Genomic DNA, 15,346 nt, shown 5'->3' with positions numbered 1-15,346 from the left:
GGTCACACGAACGCATCATCCGCGCGCGCGGATGCCCGATACGCTCGCCGGTTCGGCCGCGGCCCGGGCCGGGATCTCAGGCGCCCAGCGCCGGCCCGACCACCCGCCACGAATCCCGCAGCTCCCGATTGAACAGGGCGAACGTGTGGGCGCCGTTGTCGTATCGGTCGTAGGTGAACGGCACGCCGCCCGTCCGCAGCGCCTCGGCCATGTGGCGGGTCCCCAGGTCGGAGGCGAGCTCGGTCCCGGCGCCGATGGAGAAGGTCGCCGAGCCGATCTCCGGCTGGTCGTTGGGGCCGGGGTTACCGGGCGCGGACGCCAGGTACAGCGCGGTGCCGCGGAGTCGTTCGACGTCGTGGGACGGGTCGTTGATCACCCACGCCGGGTCGCCGGGCGGGCCCCACGCGTTGAGGACGTTGCCGCCGCCGCGGCCGACCATCGCGGTCATGGCGGCGCGGCCGAACGGGGTGGAGACCTCCGGGAACCCGGAGAGCGAGGCCGCCGCCGCGTAGTGGTGCCGGCTGGTCGCGGCGAGCGTCAGCGCGGGCCCGCCCGACATGGACACGCCGATCACCCCGCGGGTGCCGTTCAGGGCGTATCCGCTGGCGAGGGCGGCGGGCAGCTCGTCGTCGAGGAAGGTGTGCCACCGGTTCACGCCGAGCACCGGGTCGGGCCGCTGCCAGTCGGTGTAGAGGCTGAAGCGCCCGCCCTCGGGGCTGGCCACGAGGACCTGCTTGTCGGCGAAGAAGTCCTGGTAATCCGTGTGATAGGCCCAGCCGACGTGATCCTCGCCGCCGCCGACGCCGTTGAGTAGGAGCAGGAGCGGCGCCGGCCCGGGGTTCGGCGGGAGTACCAGGAAGGTGGGCACGGCCTTGTTCATGGACGGCGACCACACGTCGGCGAGAACCTTGCGGCCCTCGATCGGCTGGACGCGCAGGAGCTGCGGCCGGGAGGTGTCGGCCGGCGGCGCCGCGGTGGGGCGCGGTGAGGTGGTGAAGCCGAGCGCCGTCGAAGTGTCGACGCCGCGGGCGGACTGCGCGCCGGCGGCGGGCAGACCTGCGCCGGTCAGGGCGAGGGACGCCGCCACGGTGACCGCGACGGTGGTGGGAACCGGGAGGAGAGAAGTACGACGACGAGACACACCCGTCACTCTAGTTGCAGACCCCTGGGGGTCGTACCCCGTCTCGTGATGGCGAACGGCGACACAACGTCCGTGGTCAGTACGGCTAGAGTCCGAAGTATGAGTTCCGCTCCCCTGGCGCACGCCCTGGTCCTTCGCCACCGCGCCATTTCGGGCAAGCGGAACGAATTGATCGAGGCGTGGCGCAGGAACATGCCGGAGGCGGTGACCGAGAACGACGGTCATGTGGCCTACGTGCTGTGTGCCTCGTACTCGGATCCTGACGAGCTGCTGATCTTCCAGCACTACCGGGACGCCGCGGCGGCCCAGCAGTTCCTCGGGAACCCGGCCTACCTGCGGTACCTCGAGGAGTCCCGGCATCTGTTGAGCGGGCCGCCGGAGGTCGAGCCGGTCGAGCCGCTGTGGTCCAAGGAGCCCGGGCCGGGGAGCGGCGCCGACTGAGGACACTTGCCAGGCCTTCCCCCGGAAGTTACAGTTATTACACTTAATACCGTTGGAGAGTTCCTCATGTCACTGACAGCTGCCACCATTTCCGCCACCTCGATCTCTGATGACGATCGTCGGCGTGCGGAGAAGTTCATCGCGGCCGACCAGGATTCTCCGCTGTCGGTGTTCTTGCAGAACGTTCTCGCGGCGACTGCGCGCGGGGCGGACATCGGCTTGGTGGCCGACGATGCGGAACTCAGTCCCAATCAGGCGGCAGAGCTTCTCAAGATGAGTCGTCCGCACCTGTTGTCGTTCATGGATCGCGGGGACCTGCGGTTCTACCGCGTCGGAACGCACCGGCGGATCAAGATGACGGATCTCCGAGAGTTCATGGCTGCACGTGAGGCCGGTGCGGAGCTCGTCGCCAATGCGATCAGTGGAGGCGGAATTGCGCAGGACCTGCCGCTGTCGGGGACCGAGCAGGAGGAGCTGGACGCGCTTTGATCTGGACTATCTCTAGTCCTTGCCGAGGCGGAGAATGAGATCCCGTGCCGTTTGTGCGAACGGGGTTTCCTGCTCGCACTCGGGGCACAGCGGAAGGGCCGCGTGGGTGGACTCGTCACCGACAGGCACCCACCACTGACCGCACACCGCGCGGACGGCCCGTCCTGTGACAAAGGCTTCCGTCAGGCTCCACTTAGCCGTGTAATGCAGTGTCGTCGGCGGGGGTGGCTTGCGGTCTTCGACCGGGAGTAGTGGCCGCTCGGTCGCAAGGAGCTGCATGAGGCTGGCCCGGGTCACGAGGATTTGGACTATCAACTCGTCGCGGATGATTGACTCCCGCATTGAACTGTCCGGCTGGAGAAAGGGCACACAGGTCCGGATGAGCTCGTCGCGGATGGCGCTCCCGCTCGATCCGAACCCGATCCGCACTACGAGATCGCCCACCTGTTCATGGGCGTCGACGGGATCCCACTCCGGGTCCAGAGCCTCGGTCACCTGGACAGACAGGGGTGCGCTGGCAAATCGGGTCGGCGTCTCGACAACCACACGGGCGGTAGTGTGGGACGAGGCGATCAGTGAATCGACGAGAGCGCCGAGCAGGTCGGCGCGCGCCTGGGATGACTGGCGGATATCGCGCTCGAGGCCGCGGATCCGGCGGTCGAGTGCGCTGGGCCCGAGTTTATTGTTCTTGGACTTAGTGTTGATCGTGGTGGGCCCCGCGCTGTGATAGCGGTCATGGGCATCGAAGTAGACGAGCCAGGCGCAGTCGTCGTCAGGAGCTACCACCGCACCTCGCCACCCCGCGGAGCTGTGGTCGCGGACCTCGTAGATCGTCTGCCCGGCCTTGGCGGTCATCTCGTCTTGGCGGTCGGGGCGTCCGGTGGAGAACCGCGACCGTGCATCACGCAGAAGCGGGATGTCGAGGGACGACAATTCGAGCTCGGCCAACAGTCGCATCTTGGCTGCGGGGTCCTCGACCTTCCGGGCGTGCCGCAGCGCCTTGGCCGTGGTCGGCGGAAGGAGCTCTCTCTTCTCCAGCTCTTTCAGCACCTCGAGCGTCGGTCGAACTTCGGTCATAAAGAAACGGTACCCACTGTCCATGGCGGCTAGTGCACCCATGCGACTACCGCTGCTTCAGGCACGGAACGGGAGCTGGCGGGGTGACTCGGTAAAGTCTGCGCTGTGACAGCCCGAGATCCTTCCCCCGACCGCCGCGCCCTCTCCGACCGACATGACGCCGCGGTGTTCTCGGGCTTGCAGGACGGGCCGGGTGCTGCGGCTGATCCCACCAATGCGGAGGAGCTCGAGGCCCGCCGCCTGCGGCTCCTGGCCGGTGCCCAGAGCACGATCAATGACCTGACCGACGTGGTGTCGCCACTCGCGAAGGCGTTCGGTGAGGCCGGGCACGACCTGTACCTGGTCGGCGGCAGCGTCCGGGACGCGGTGCTGGGTCGGCTGGGCACGGACCTGGACTTCACCACCGATGCCCGTCCGGATGTGGTCCGCACGATCCTCGACGAGTACGCCGACGCGGTCTGGGACACCGGCATAGAGTTCGGGACCCTGTCGGCGGTGAAGCGGGACGAGTCCGGGATCGAGCAGCAGATCGAGATCACCACCTACCGTGCCGATACCTATGACGGCGTGAGCCGCAATCCCGAGGTCGTGTTCGGTGACACGCTCGAGGGCGACCTGGTCCGGCGCGACTTCACGGTCAACGCCATGGCGGTGCGGCTGTTCCCCGACGGGCGACACGAGTTCGTCGACCCGCTGGGCGGGATGGACGCCCTCCTGGTGGGTGTGCTCGACACCCCGGCCACCCCGGAGCAGTCGTTCGCCGACGACCCGCTGCGCATGCTGCGGGCCTGTCGATTCGTCTCCCAGCTGGGCTTCACCCTCGCGCCGCGCGTCTTCCGGGCCATGACCGAGATGACGGCGGAGATCGACAGGATCACCGTCGAGCGGGTGCGGGTCGAGCTCGACAAGATGATCCTCGGCGACTACCCGGTCGACGGGATCAACATGCTGTGCGAGACCGGGCTGGCCGACCATGTGCTGCCCGAGGTCCCTGGTATGAAACTCGAGCGCGACGAGCACATGCAGCACAAGGACGTGTACTGGCATTCGCTGACCGTGCTCAAGCAGGCGATCGACCTCGAGCCGGAGGGCCCGGACCTGGTGTTGCGCTGGGCCGCCCTGCTGCATGACATAGGAAAGCCGGCCACCCGCGCGGCCAAGCCGGGCGGCGGCGTGACGTTCCATCACCACGAGGTGGTGGGCGCCAAGATGGTCCGCAAGCGGATGCGCACGCTCAAGTACTCGCGGCAGATGGTCGAGGACGTCTCCGGCCTGGTGTTTCTGCACCTGCGGTTCCACGGTTACGGCGACGGCCAGTGGACGGACTCGGCGGTGCGGCGCTACGTCTCGGATGCCGGCGATCTGCTTCCCCGCCTGCACCGGCTCGTGCGCGCCGACTGCACGACGCGCAACAAGCGGCGCGCGGCCAAGCTGCAGGCCACCTACGACTCTCTGGAGAACCGGATCTCGGAGATCGAGGAGAAGGAGGATCTGGCCAGGGTGCGCCCGGACCTCGACGGCAACGAGATCATGGAACTCCTCGATCTGGGACCGGGACCGGACGTCGGCCGCGCCTGGGGGTTCCTCAAGGAACTGCGGCTGGACCGCGGACCGCTCGACCGGGACGAGGCCGAGGCCGAACTCCTGCGCTGGTGGGCGGAACAGAACGGCGGAGCAGACGCGGGCGGGGCGGATGCCGCCGACCGTCAGAAGGGTGACTCGGAATGATCGGCAACGCGGTCGACCGCTACCTCTCGTCGACGGTGGCGCGGGCGATCGTCGTCGTCGTCGCCCTCCTGGGCACTTTCGTGCACACCATCGGCATCCCGGGCCTGCAGAAACTCCCGCCCTACCGCATCGACCTGGACGTCTACCGCGTCGGCGGGCAGGTCTTCCGCGATGGTGGTGACCTGTACGGCGAACTGCCGCAGCTGGCCGAGGGCGCGCACCTGCCCTTCACCTATCCCCCGCTGTCCGCGCAGATCTTCTCCCTGCTCACGCTGGTGCCGCTGCCCGTGGCATCGGTGCTCATCACGCTCGCGACGCTGATCGTGCTGGCGTTCGTCGTGCAACTGGTCCTCACCCGCACCTGCGACCGGCCGGTCGCCCAGCTGTGGTGGATCACGCTCGCCGTGATGGCGGTCGCGATGTGGTTCGGACCGGTGCGCGAGACCATCGGGTTCGGGCAGGTCAACGTCTTTCTGATGGCACTGGTGCTGGTCGACGTGATCCGCGGCCGCGGGCGCTGGTGGTCAGGCACGCTGGTCGGGTTGGCGATGGCCATCAAGCTCACGCCGGCGGTCTTCCTGCTCTATTTCTTCCTACGGCGAGACTGGCGGGGGCTGGCCACCGCGATCGTGTCCGCGCTGGCGTTCACCGGCATCGGGCACCTGTTGGCCCCCGAAGACTCGGTCCGCTACTGGACGTTCGCGATCCGCGATCCGGGCCGGATCGGCGGGTTGGCGTTCACGTCAAACCAGTCGGTCAACGGATTCGTGCACCGGATCGGTCTCGAGGACACCGCTGCGTCCGTGGTGTGGTTCGGAGTCTCGTGCGTGATCGGGCTCGGTATCGCGTGGGTCGCGTGGCGGTTGCTGCGGGCCGGCCAGGAGGTCGCGGCGGCGATCGCGGTGGGCACCGTGGCGCTCTTCTGCTCGCCGGTGTCGTGGGGCCACCACTGGGTGTGGGCCGTGCCGGCGGTGGTGCTCACCCTGGTGTGGGCGGATCGTGCGGCCCGCGGTAGTGCCGGGGACGGCGGCGATCGCAACGGTGAGCGGATCTGGCTGGCGTTGGGCATCAGTGGACTTCTGATCTTCCTGACCACCCCGCAGTGGTGGTTCCCCAACCACGCCGACGCCGAGCTCGGCTGGGGTCCGATCGCGCATCTGATCGGCAACTCGTATCTGATCTGGGGGCTGATCCTGCTCGTCGTCATGGGCGTCCGGGCGTTCCGGCTCGGCCGGCCGGACCTGGGCGGGGATCCCGCCAGGTCGGCGCTGCTCGACCACGCCGTCGCGCGCTGACCCACCGGGCACCGATCCTCTCGGTCCCGACCCCGCCCGGTCGTCTGTCAAGGGGTGCCGCGCATCTGTGGATAACCGCTCCGCATTCCACAGATCCAGAATCGGGGCTGGTCCGGAGCTTGCGGCCGCGACACGATTCGGGACATGGATTACTTCTTCGGAGATGGCGTCGCTGAGCCGACGCAGTGGCAGAGCGAGCCCGACTTCACCCTCGGCACCGGTGCCGCGGACGCCCTGTGGTTGGACTTCGACGGCGACGGTCACTCGGACGATGCCCTGTGGGATTCGGATCTCGACGGTATCGCCGATCGGGTGGTGACGGACGTCGGCGCCGAGGTCCAGGCGGTCTACGCCGATGACGGCGGCCGGGGCGTGTGGAACGCCTACGCGGGCGGGGCCGGTGCGCTCGCCGCGGGCTCGGTCGGGGCCGGCTCTGCCGGTGCGGGTTCGCTGGGCGCCGGCTCTGTCGGCGGTGGCTCGGTGGGTGGTGGTTCGGTAGGTGGTGGCTCGGTCGGCGTGGGGTCCGTGGGCGGCGGGTCCGTCGGTCTGGGCTCGGTGGGGGCCGGCTCGCTGGCAGCAGGTTCGATGGCGGCCGGGTCCGCACTCGCCGATGCCGGAGGGGGCGGCTTCGAGGGCGCGCTGGCCACGGGATCCGAGTCGCTCGGGCACCTGCCGGACTGGGGATCACTCCTCGCGGATGCGATCGGCGGATTGGAGAGCGGATCGGCGGCGATCGGCGACTCGTCCCGCTGGTTCGCTCCCCCGGTGGTCGAGCCCGAGCCGGGCCCGCCCCCTGCGGCCCACACCCCGCCGCCGGTCCAGGGAGGCACGGTCTCCGAGCCCGCTGAGCCGGTCATCGAGGACGACGGCTCGATCACCGTGGACAGTGATGACGGCTGGATGTCGGTGACGGACATCGACGGCGACGGCCTCCTCGACGCGGCCCTGCCCTTCGATCCGCCCGCCCTGGAGCTGCCGAACATCGAGCTCCCCCACGTCGAACTCCCGCATGTAGAGGTGGGCTCCCTCGACGCGGGCGCACTCGGCGGCATCGACCACGGTGCGGTCGCGGGTTCCGCCGCGGCCGGTTCGGCTGCCGCCGGCTCCGCCGCTGCGGGCTCGGCTGCGGCCGGCTCAGTGGGTGCGGGCTCGGTCGGTGGCGGCTCTGTTGCCGGTGGCTCGGTCGGTGGAGGGTCTGTCGGCGGCGGATCCGTGGGCGTGGGCTCGGTGGGTGGCGGCTCTGTCGGGGGCGGTTCAGTGGGCGGTGGCTCGCTGGCCGCCGGATCGCTCGGCCTCTGAGCGCGTGGCAACCACTACCGCGATCGTCGCGGAGACCCCGTACAGCACCGCCGGGACCAGCATCAACGACACCGAACGCCCGTCCGCCGGCACCACTGGCAGCACCGCGACCATTCCCACGACGAACGCCGAGTTGAACAACGCATCCTGCAACGCGAAGATCCCGCCGCGCCGGGTATCGGGCACGTCGGTCTGCATCGCGTTGTCGGCGACGAGCTTGACCACCTGCGTCCCCAGTCCGATCGCGATCGCGCCGAGCACGAGTGCGGTGGGGTTCAGTGTCGGGCCCACCACGGCCTGGGCGATCGCGGCCAGAACGGCCCCTGCGGCCACGACGAGGATCCGGCGGGCGCGGGCCATGGCCCACGGGGCCACGGCCGCGGCCACGCCCATTCCGGCCGCCACCGTGGCGGACATCAGTCCGAAGCCGCCCATTCCGGCGATGACCGGGCCACCACCCGCGCTGGCGGATTCCACGTCACGCAGGAGCAGGATCGCCAGCATCGTGGTGATACCGAACGCGGCCCGGCCGAGTGTCACCCCGGTCAACGACACCCACACGAGCGGCGAGGACCGCGCCGCCCGGACGCCCTCGGCAAGTCCGCCGCCGAATGCCCGGACAGCATCGCGGGCCGTGCGGGCATCGTCGTGTCGGCCGATCTCGTCGTCGTCGGGTCCCAGGTGGCGGCGTGGCAGCGCCAGGATCGCCCACACCCCCACCAGCGCCGTGATCACCGACGGCGCCAGTGTCCACGACACGGCGGCGTCGCCGGCGCCCAGTACGGCGAGCACGGCGAACGCGGCGACGGCACCGACCGCCGTGATCACCGACCCCGCGGTGACCAGAACCGAATTGGTGGCGGCGAGAATGCGATCGGGCACCACCTTGGGCATGGCCGCGGTCATCCCCGTGTTGATGAGGCGGCCGAGGCCGATCGCGACCAGCGAGAGTCCGAACAGTGCTGCGAGACCCGTGCCGGTCCGCACCGCTCCGGCGGCGATGAGGACGATGGTCGCGACGATCGCCAGGGTCCTGACCAGGGCCGCGACGGCCACGACCACCCGTCGGTCCCATCGATCCAGGGCGGCGGCCGCGAACGGGCCGACGATCGAGTACGGCAGCAGCATCACCGCGAACCCGCCGGCGATCGCGGCCGGCGTGGTCGCGGCCTCCGGGCTGAACAGCACGACCCCGCCGAGAGCGGCCTGGTGGATTCCCTCGCTGAGCAGGGCGGCCAGCCGCGCGGTGGACAACCGGCCCAGGCCGTCGGATTCACGAAGGGCTGCGGACAGGCGGCCGCGCGGAGGCTCGACCGATTCCGAGGGCTCGGCCGGATCGGCGGACAGGGAGGTCACCCACTCACGGTATCCAGGAACCCGCGGCGAGACCCGTTCGAGGGGACGCGGGTGTGGGAGCGCGGTCGCAGGGGCATCATGGGGGCATGGACACGGGACCGGACGATCTGGGCGGCGGTGGCCTCTTCGGCGACCGCCTCTACGACGCGCTGGACAAACGCGACCCGATGGCCGGATCACTGCTCATCGCCGCGCCCGACATGCCCGACCCCAACTTCCGGCGGGCCATCATCTACGTGATCGAGCACGACCATTCCGGCTCGCTCGGCGTGGTGATCACCCGGGCCAGCGAGACCGATGTCGAGACGATCCTGCCCGGGTGGGCCGACCTGTGCGCGGCGCCGCCGGTCTTCCACGTCGGCGGGCCCGTCAAACCCGACACCGGGATCGCGCTGGTCGTGCTCTCCGCGGGCGTCGACCTCTCGCGTAACCCCGGGCTGCAACAGATCGAGGGTCGGGTGCACGTGGTGGACCTGGACAGCGACCCCGACCTGCTGCGCGATCGGATCGACGGGATGCGCGTGTTCGTCGGCTACACCGGCTGGGCACCGGGACAGCTGCAGGACGAGCTCGACCGCGGTGACTGGTACGTGGCGCCCAGTCTCCCCAGCGACCTGCTGGCCCCCGCGCGGGTCGACGTGTGGGGCGCGGTACTCCGGCGTCAGGACATGCCGCTGCCGCTGTACGCGACATACGTGGACGACGGAGACGTGAACTGAACGCGACCGTGAGCACCGAAGCGGCGCCGGTGACGGCTCGGACCTGGCTGATCCTGGCGGTCGCGACGTTCGTCGCCGCGTCCGGGTCGGCGTTCGTGGTGGGCGTCGGCTTCCTGCTCCCCCACCTCAACACCGACATGGGAATGTCGTTGTCCCGGGCCGGCGTGCTTGTGGCGATGCCGTCCGTGGGCATGGCGTTGGCGCTGATCGCGTGGGGCTGGCTCGTCGACCGCGCCGGTGAGAAAGTGGTGCTGGTCTCCGGCTCGGTCGCCGCCGCCGCGGCACTCACCGCTCTCCTGTTCACCCATTCGTTCGGAGCGATGGCGGTGTTCCTCCTGCTCGCCGGAGCGGCGACCGCCTCCGGGAACTCCGCGAGCGGACGTCTGGTGGTGGGGTGGTTCCCACCGCACCGTCGTGGGCTCGCCATGGGCATCCGGCAGATGTCGCAGCCGGTAGGGGCCGCCATCGCCGCGATGACCATGCCGCTGCTGGCGCAGTCGTACGGCCTGGCGGCGGCCTTCGCGATGCCCCTGGCGATGGCGGTCGTCTCGGCGGTGGCGGCCTTCGTCGTCGTCACCGACCCGCCTGCCGCCCCGACCTCGCCTCGCCTGCCCACCGACCTCGACCCCGCCGGGGTGTCGCCTGGCCGCGCATCGGGCGCCCCGGCGAGTGGTGCGACCGCGACGGCCGACCGCTCGCCCTATCGCGGCGCGGACTACCTGCAGCGCGTACACGGCGTCTCGGTGCTGCTGGTGTTGCCACAGGGGATGCTGCAGTCGTTCCTGCTGGCGTGGCTCGTGCTCGGGCACGGGTGGTCAGCGGTGTCCGCGGGTGTCGTGGTGACCGTGAGCCAGATCCTCGGGGCCGCCGCCCGGATCGTGGCCGGAGCTGTGTCGGACAGGGTCGGATCACGGATGAGACCCATTCGTGGCGTGGCTATCTCGGTGACCGCCGGCCTTGCGGCGCTCGCCGTGGCCGAGGCGCTCGGCGCGCCCGGTGCGGTGGCCGTGACGCTCGGCGTGGTGGCCACCGTCCTGTCCGTCTCGGACAACGGCCTGGCCTTCACCGCCGTGGCCGAGTACGCCGGGCCGCGGTGGGCCGGGCGCGCGCTCGGGGTGCAGAACACCTCGCAGTTCGTGACGATGTCGCTGGCGACTCCCCTGATCGCTGCCGTGATCGAGGCGTTCGGTTACTGGCCGGTGTTCGCCGGCGCGGCCGTGATCGCGGCGGTGGCGATCCCGCTCGTGCCGCGTGCGGACCAGCGCAGGGACTGACCGGCGCCCGGTGGTCAGGGAGCGGGTTCGCCCCGGTACTGCCCCACCGACCACACGTTGCCCTCCGGATCGCGGGCGGAGAAGGTGTGGTCGCCGTAGTCCGTGTCGTGCATGGCCATGACGATCTCGGCGCCGGCGGTGTTCGCCCGCGCGTAGACGGCGTCGGCGTCCGCGGTCACCACGTACGCCAGACCCGACCCCGGGGGCGCGGCGTGCGGATCAGCGGAGCCGCGGCCGGAATCGCCGAGCATGACCCCACCGCCCTCGGGCCAGAGCAGCTCGGCGTGGACAATCCTCCCGTCGTCGGTGTGGCAGGCGGTTTCGACGAATCCCAGCGCCTCGACCAGCCAGTCGATCACCCGGCGCGAGTCCGAGCACCGCAGACAGTGCCAGACTGACGGGACGGGTGGAGAGCCGACTTCGTGTGCGCTCATTGACCAAGTGTGCGCCGGTACGGCCGCCGACGGAAGACCCTTGACGGGGGTGATCGCGAGTCGCCGCTGGATAGACTGCCGGGCGTGTCGACCGCCCCCTCCACCAGCGCAGAGATCCGCAAGGGACTCGTCGACGCCGCGCCGGTGGGCCTCGGGTTAATCCCGCTGGGCCTGGCGTTCGGGGTGCTGATCACCCAGGCCGGGTTCGACTGGTGGTGGGCGCCGATCTTCTCGATCGTGATCTATGCCGGGTCGATGGAGTTCCTGGCGATCGGTCTGCTCACCGCGGTCTCCCCTCTGTACTCGTTGGCGGCCGCGACGTTCCTGGTGAACTTCCGGCACGTCTTCTACGGGCTCGGCTTTCCCATCGAGTCGATCCGATCCCGCCTGGCCCGCCTGTACGCCGTGTACGCATTGACCGACGAGGTGTACGCGATCACCGCGACCAAGCGGCACAGCGAGATGACCGGCGCGCGCACGATGACCATCGCGGTCACGTGTCAGTCGCTGTGGGTGCTGCCGGGAATCGTCGGTGGGTTGATCGGTGCCGCGCTGCCGCCCGGGCTGGACGGGCTGCAGTTCGCGTTGACCGCACTGTTCGCGGTCCTCGCCGTGGACGCGTGGCGCGCTTCCGGCGATCTGCCCGCGCCGGTGATCGCGCTGCTCTGCGGTCTGGCAGCGGCGTGGCTGGCTCCCGACCAGATGCTGCTGGTGGGGCTCGTGGCCTACGTGGTGCTGCTCTTGGTTCGGTTCGCGTGGGCAACACGATCCGGGCAGGAGGCGGCGTGAGCGCCACGGTGCCGCCGACCGGCTACCTGCTGGCCGGACTCGCCGTGATGTTCCTGGTGACGGTCGCTCTGCGTGCGGCTCCGTTCGTGGCCCTGACCCGGCTTCGGGACTCGCAGGTGGTCCGCTACCTGGGTCGCACCATGCCCGCAGGCGTGATGGTGGTGCTGGTGGTCTACACACTGCGCGACACCACGACCGAGTTCGGATCGTGGGTGCCGGCTTCGGCCGCGCTGGCACTCACCCTCGGCGTGCACCTGGCATTCCGACGCGCGGCTATCAGCATCGTGGTGGGCACCGCCGCATTCATGCTTCTGCAGGCCTGGCTGGGCTGAGCTGAGTGCCAGCTTCCCGCCTCAGCTCGCGACGGGACAGGTCCCCAGATCGACCTTCCACTCGGTGAGCCCGTTGAGCCACCCCGAGCGCAGCCGCTTGGGGTCGCCGAGCGAGGAGAGGTCCGGCAGGTGGTCGGCGATCGCGTTGAAGATCAGCTCCAGCTGCATCTTCGCCAGGTTGGCGCCGATGCAGTAGTGCGGGCCCTGGCCACCGAAGGTCACGTGCGGGTTCGGGTCGCGCAGGATGTTGAAGGTGAACGGGTCCTCGAACACCTCCTCGTCGAAGTTCGCGGAGCCGTAGCAGAGCAGCACGCGGTCTCCCTTGGGGATGGCGACTCCCCCGATCTCCACGTCTTCCATGGCGGTGCGCTGGAACTGCGTGATCGGCGAGGCCCACCGCAGGATCTCGTCGTAGGCCGTCTCCGGGCGCTCGGCCTTGAACAACTCCCACTGGTCAGGGTTCTCGAGCATCGCGACCATGCCGTGGGTGGTGGCGTTGCGGGTGGTCTCGTTGCCGGCCACGGCCAGCAGGGTGACGAACCAGCCGAACTCCTCGGGCGAGAGGTGTTCACCGTCGATGTCGGCCTGGACGAGCTTGGAGACGATGTCGTCCTGAGGGTTCTCGGCGCGGTCCACGGCCATCGTGTGGAAGTACTCGATGAGCTGCATGGACGCCACGGCGGCGAGGTCCATGCCGCCGGGCGCGTCGTAGCTGGTCATGGTGTTGGACCACTCGAAGATCTTGTGCCGGTCCTCCTGCGGCACGCCCAGCAGATCGGCGATCGCCTGGAGCGGCAGCTCGGAGGCGACGGCCGTCACGAAGTCGTCCGCGTTGTTCTCGGCGGCCTCGGTGACGATCTTGCGCGCGCGTTCGGAGAGTTCGTCGCGCATGCCGGCCACTCCGCGCGGGGTGAATCCGCGCGAGATGATCCGGCGGTGCTTCTTGTGGATCTCGCCGTCCTCGTTGACCAGCATTTCGCGCTGGGCCTCGATGATCGAGCGGTCGGTGCCCTCGGCGAAGCGCGGGATCATGGTGTTCTCGCCGGCGGAGAAGGTCTCTCCCGTGACGCGGGAGATCTCCTTGACGTCCGCGTGCTTGGTGGCCAGCCAGTAGTGGTCGTCGTCGAACCCGTCGATGCCGCGGCGCTTGTCGACGCGGCGGATCGGCTCGGATTGGCGCAGCTGGCGCCACTCGTCGTGCGGGAGTCGCTTCTCGAAGAGCTCGGGATCGGTGAAGTCGAACCCCGCGGGGATGGTCACGTCCATGGTGTCTCCTGCGCCTCGTAGCCCGCCGGGTCCGACGGGACTGAAACCGTGAATAGTGGTAACTATATACACGTGGCACTATCTGCGAGTGAGATTCTCGACCGCGCTCTGATGCTGTCGGAGGAGATGTCCGGCTCGATCGAGCGCGCGGCGGCGAATTACGGGCTCACCGTGCCTCGCCTGGAGCTGCTGTTCGTCCTGGGCCTGCAGGGCCAGTGCAAGCAGGTCGAATTGGCCGCCTACCTGGACTGTTCCCCGCGCCAGGTGACCGCGCTCGTGGATGGCCTGGAGGCGAGTGGGCACGTGGAGCGCACCATGTCGCCGGAGGACCGGCGGGTTCGCCTGATCGATCTCACCGCCGAGTCGCGTCGGATCGTGGATGAGGTGGTGTCGGCGCGCGTCGCCCTGGCGGAGTGGCTGTTCGAGGGGCTCGACGACGACGAGCTGCAGACGTTCGGAGCCATGTCGGAACGCCTCATCTCCCGGATGAGTGGCCGTTCCCTGGTCCGGCTGCCCGAGCAGTAAGTCAGACGCTACAGGCGGCGCAACCGGAGCTCTCGCGGGCGAACTCCATGAAGCCGCGCGCCTCGTAATTGGGGATCGCGGCAGGGGAGTCGTCATCACACGTGTGTAGCCAGACACGGCGGCAGCCCGGCACGTTCCAGGCGATGCGGCAGACCTCGGACAGGAACCATCCGCCCAGGCCATGGCCGGCGAACTCGGGGAGTATGCCGAAGTAGACGATCTCCACGTCGACCCCGTCGTCCGTGGTCTCATTCGCGCCCGTGGCGAAGGAGTCGACGGCCGGGTCGCAGGGGCTCATACGCAGTTCGGTGAATCCGACGACCTCACCGTCGACCGCGGCCCGGAGGGTGCTGATGCACGGGTCCGAGGCGTACGACGCCCAGTGCCCGTCGGACCACGCGAGGCGGTCGATCCAGTTCCAGTCGGCGCCGATCTCCCGGTACATCCGGGCGTTGAACGCGGGGTCGGCGGGGAAGACGCGGCTGATCGTGAGATTTGCAGGGGCAGCGGGCCGGAGCTGGTCGGCGGCGGTCTGCTGCAGGTAGGTCACGCTGGTCATCGCGCTATTCAAGCACCGAACCCTCCCGTGCCCAAGACCTACGGCGCGGGAGGGCTCGAGTGCAAGTGGCCGAGTCAGTTCACGTTGATACGGATGCCGGGGATGTTCAGGTCGTTGACAGCACCAGCGACCGAGCCGACTGCGTCGTTGTACATCGCTGCGCCGGCATTGTTGACGCCACCTGCTACATGCGGGTTCGCACCCGCAGCAGCTGCTCCGGACCCCAGCGCACCGACAGCACCCGCGCCCCCGAGTGCGGCGGCGGTCGTTCCGACCACGGCCACGGGGCTGGCAGCGCCTGCAGCGGTGGCAAGAGAAGCAGCGCCGGGCCCAAGGACGCCGAGTCCGCCGGTAATGGCGGCGGCGAGGGTGCCGATGATGCCAACGAAAGCGGCAGGGATCATGATTTCTCCTTGATGGTGTATCGAGGTAGTCGCCATCAGCCGATGGTGACCTGCTTGGGTTGGATGGGCGATATTGGATTCAGGGGCATCAGCGGGATGTCAATCGCTGGTGGCGGGACCGGTAGTGGCGCGACGGCTGGAGCCGGAGCAGGAGCTGGCGCCGGTGCGGGCCGGTATGGAGCCGGTACACGTTGGGGAACCGGCGCTGAAAGTCCGCG

The 15,346-nt window shown here is 69.4% G+C and carries 17 protein-coding genes; 10 read left to right on the top strand and 7 right to left on the bottom strand.

What is annotated here, in order from left to right:
- Positions 1–76: 76 nt before the first annotated feature.
- Positions 77–1,141 carry an alpha/beta hydrolase gene (locus ACWIFB_RS08820; RefSeq protein WP_452098293.1) on the bottom strand — a complete coding sequence of 355 codons (1,065 nt, stop codon included), beginning with the start codon at positions 1,139–1,141 and terminating at the stop codon, positions 77–79.
- A gap of 99 nt (positions 1,142–1,240) precedes the next feature.
- On the opposite strand from ACWIFB_RS08820, the gene ACWIFB_RS08815 reads away from it, so the two are divergent.
- Positions 1,241–1,582 carry a putative quinol monooxygenase gene (locus ACWIFB_RS08815; RefSeq protein WP_454058022.1) on the top strand — a complete coding sequence of 114 codons (342 nt, stop codon included), beginning with the start codon at positions 1,241–1,243 and terminating at the stop codon, positions 1,580–1,582.
- A 66-nt stretch (positions 1,583–1,648) separates the two neighbouring features.
- Positions 1,649–2,071: a helix-turn-helix domain-containing protein gene (locus tag ACWIFB_RS08810; protein WP_454058021.1), complete on the top strand. Its 423-nt coding sequence runs from the start codon at positions 1,649–1,651 to the stop codon at positions 2,069–2,071.
- A gap of 12 nt (positions 2,072–2,083) precedes the next feature.
- Here the strand turns inward: ACWIFB_RS08810 and ACWIFB_RS08805 are convergent, their stop codons facing one another.
- Positions 2,084–3,148 carry a DUF3039 domain-containing protein gene (locus ACWIFB_RS08805; protein ID WP_452098290.1) on the bottom strand — a complete coding sequence of 355 codons (1,065 nt, stop codon included), beginning with the start codon at positions 3,146–3,148 and terminating at the stop codon, positions 2,084–2,086.
- Positions 3,149–3,325: 177 nt separating this feature from the next.
- On the opposite strand from ACWIFB_RS08805, the gene ACWIFB_RS08800 reads away from it, so the two are divergent.
- The 3 genes from ACWIFB_RS08800 (at position 3,326) to ACWIFB_RS08790 (ending at position 7,470) form a co-directional block, all read left to right on the top strand.
- Positions 3,326–4,876, top strand: coding sequence for a CCA tRNA nucleotidyltransferase (locus ACWIFB_RS08800; RefSeq protein WP_454058044.1), 1,551 nt, complete (start codon positions 3,326–3,328; stop codon positions 4,874–4,876).
- On the top strand, positions 4,873–6,171 hold the full coding sequence (locus ACWIFB_RS08795) for a glycosyltransferase 87 family protein (protein ID WP_454058020.1): 1,299 nt from the start codon (positions 4,873–4,875) through the stop codon (positions 6,169–6,171). Before ACWIFB_RS08800 ends, ACWIFB_RS08795 begins: the two co-directional genes overlap by 4 nt.
- Before the next feature lie 144 nt (positions 6,172–6,315).
- The gene (locus ACWIFB_RS08790) at positions 6,316–7,470 is read left to right on the top strand and encodes a hypothetical protein (protein ID WP_454058019.1); all 1,155 of its coding nucleotides are present in this window, start codon (positions 6,316–6,318) and stop codon (positions 7,468–7,470) included.
- Here ACWIFB_RS08790 and ACWIFB_RS08785 read toward each other — a convergent pair.
- A complete protein-coding gene (locus tag ACWIFB_RS08785) occupies positions 7,426–8,826 on the bottom strand; it encodes an MFS transporter (protein WP_454058018.1) in 1,401 nt (466 codons plus the stop codon). The genes ACWIFB_RS08790 and ACWIFB_RS08785 overlap by 45 nt on opposite strands.
- Before the next feature lie 86 nt (positions 8,827–8,912).
- Between ACWIFB_RS08785 and ACWIFB_RS08780 the strand changes: the two genes are divergently transcribed.
- Together ACWIFB_RS08780 and ACWIFB_RS08775 are read left to right on the top strand one after the other, a co-directional pair.
- Positions 8,913–9,545 carry a YqgE/AlgH family protein gene (locus ACWIFB_RS08780; RefSeq protein WP_230929679.1) on the top strand — a complete coding sequence of 211 codons (633 nt, stop codon included), beginning with the start codon at positions 8,913–8,915 and terminating at the stop codon, positions 9,543–9,545.
- 8 nt (positions 9,546–9,553) lie between these two features.
- Positions 9,554–10,819, top strand: coding sequence for an MFS transporter (locus tag ACWIFB_RS08775; protein WP_452098286.1), 1,266 nt, complete (start codon positions 9,554–9,556; stop codon positions 10,817–10,819).
- A 14-nt stretch (positions 10,820–10,833) separates the two neighbouring features.
- Here the strand turns inward: ACWIFB_RS08775 and ACWIFB_RS08770 are convergent, their stop codons facing one another.
- Positions 10,834–11,253, bottom strand: coding sequence for a VOC family protein (locus ACWIFB_RS08770; protein ID WP_452098285.1), 420 nt, complete (start codon positions 11,251–11,253; stop codon positions 10,834–10,836).
- 84 nt (positions 11,254–11,337) lie between these two features.
- Here ACWIFB_RS08770 and ACWIFB_RS08765 point away from each other — a divergent pair, with 84 nt between their 5' ends.
- Entirely contained in the window at positions 11,338–12,042 is a 705-nt protein-coding gene (locus tag ACWIFB_RS08765; RefSeq protein WP_452098284.1) for an AzlC family ABC transporter permease, read from the top strand.
- Complete coding sequence (locus ACWIFB_RS08760; RefSeq protein ID WP_452098283.1) at positions 12,039–12,374, top strand: branched-chain amino acid transporter permease; 336 nt, start codon at positions 12,039–12,041, stop codon at positions 12,372–12,374. Before ACWIFB_RS08765 ends, ACWIFB_RS08760 begins: the two co-directional genes overlap by 4 nt.
- 21 nt (positions 12,375–12,395) lie before the next feature.
- Here the strand turns inward: ACWIFB_RS08760 and ACWIFB_RS08755 are convergent, their stop codons facing one another.
- Positions 12,396–13,640: a cytochrome P450 gene (locus tag ACWIFB_RS08755; protein ID WP_452098282.1), complete on the bottom strand. Its 1,245-nt coding sequence runs from the start codon at positions 13,638–13,640 to the stop codon at positions 12,396–12,398.
- A 72-nt stretch (positions 13,641–13,712) separates the two neighbouring features.
- Here ACWIFB_RS08755 and ACWIFB_RS08750 point away from each other — a divergent pair, with 72 nt between their 5' ends.
- Complete coding sequence (locus tag ACWIFB_RS08750) at positions 13,713–14,165, top strand: MarR family winged helix-turn-helix transcriptional regulator (RefSeq protein ID WP_452098281.1); 453 nt, start codon at positions 13,713–13,715, stop codon at positions 14,163–14,165.
- A gap of 1 nt (position 14,166) precedes the next feature.
- On the opposite strand, the gene ACWIFB_RS08745 is transcribed toward ACWIFB_RS08750, so the two are convergent.
- Both ACWIFB_RS08745 and ACWIFB_RS08740 read right to left on the bottom strand, forming a co-directional pair.
- On the bottom strand, positions 14,167–14,724 hold the full coding sequence (locus ACWIFB_RS08745; RefSeq protein WP_454058017.1) for a GNAT family N-acetyltransferase: 558 nt from the start codon (positions 14,722–14,724) through the stop codon (positions 14,167–14,169).
- 74 nt (positions 14,725–14,798) lie between these two features.
- A complete protein-coding gene (locus ACWIFB_RS08740; protein ID WP_295648962.1) occupies positions 14,799–15,128 on the bottom strand; it encodes a hypothetical protein in 330 nt (109 codons plus the stop codon).
- Positions 15,129–15,346 lie beyond the last annotated feature (218 nt).

It is taken from the genome of Dietzia sp. NPDC055340 (genome assembly GCF_053645335.1).
Note: the sequence above shows the minus strand (reverse complement) of the source record. Positions and strands in the feature narration are given on the sequence as shown.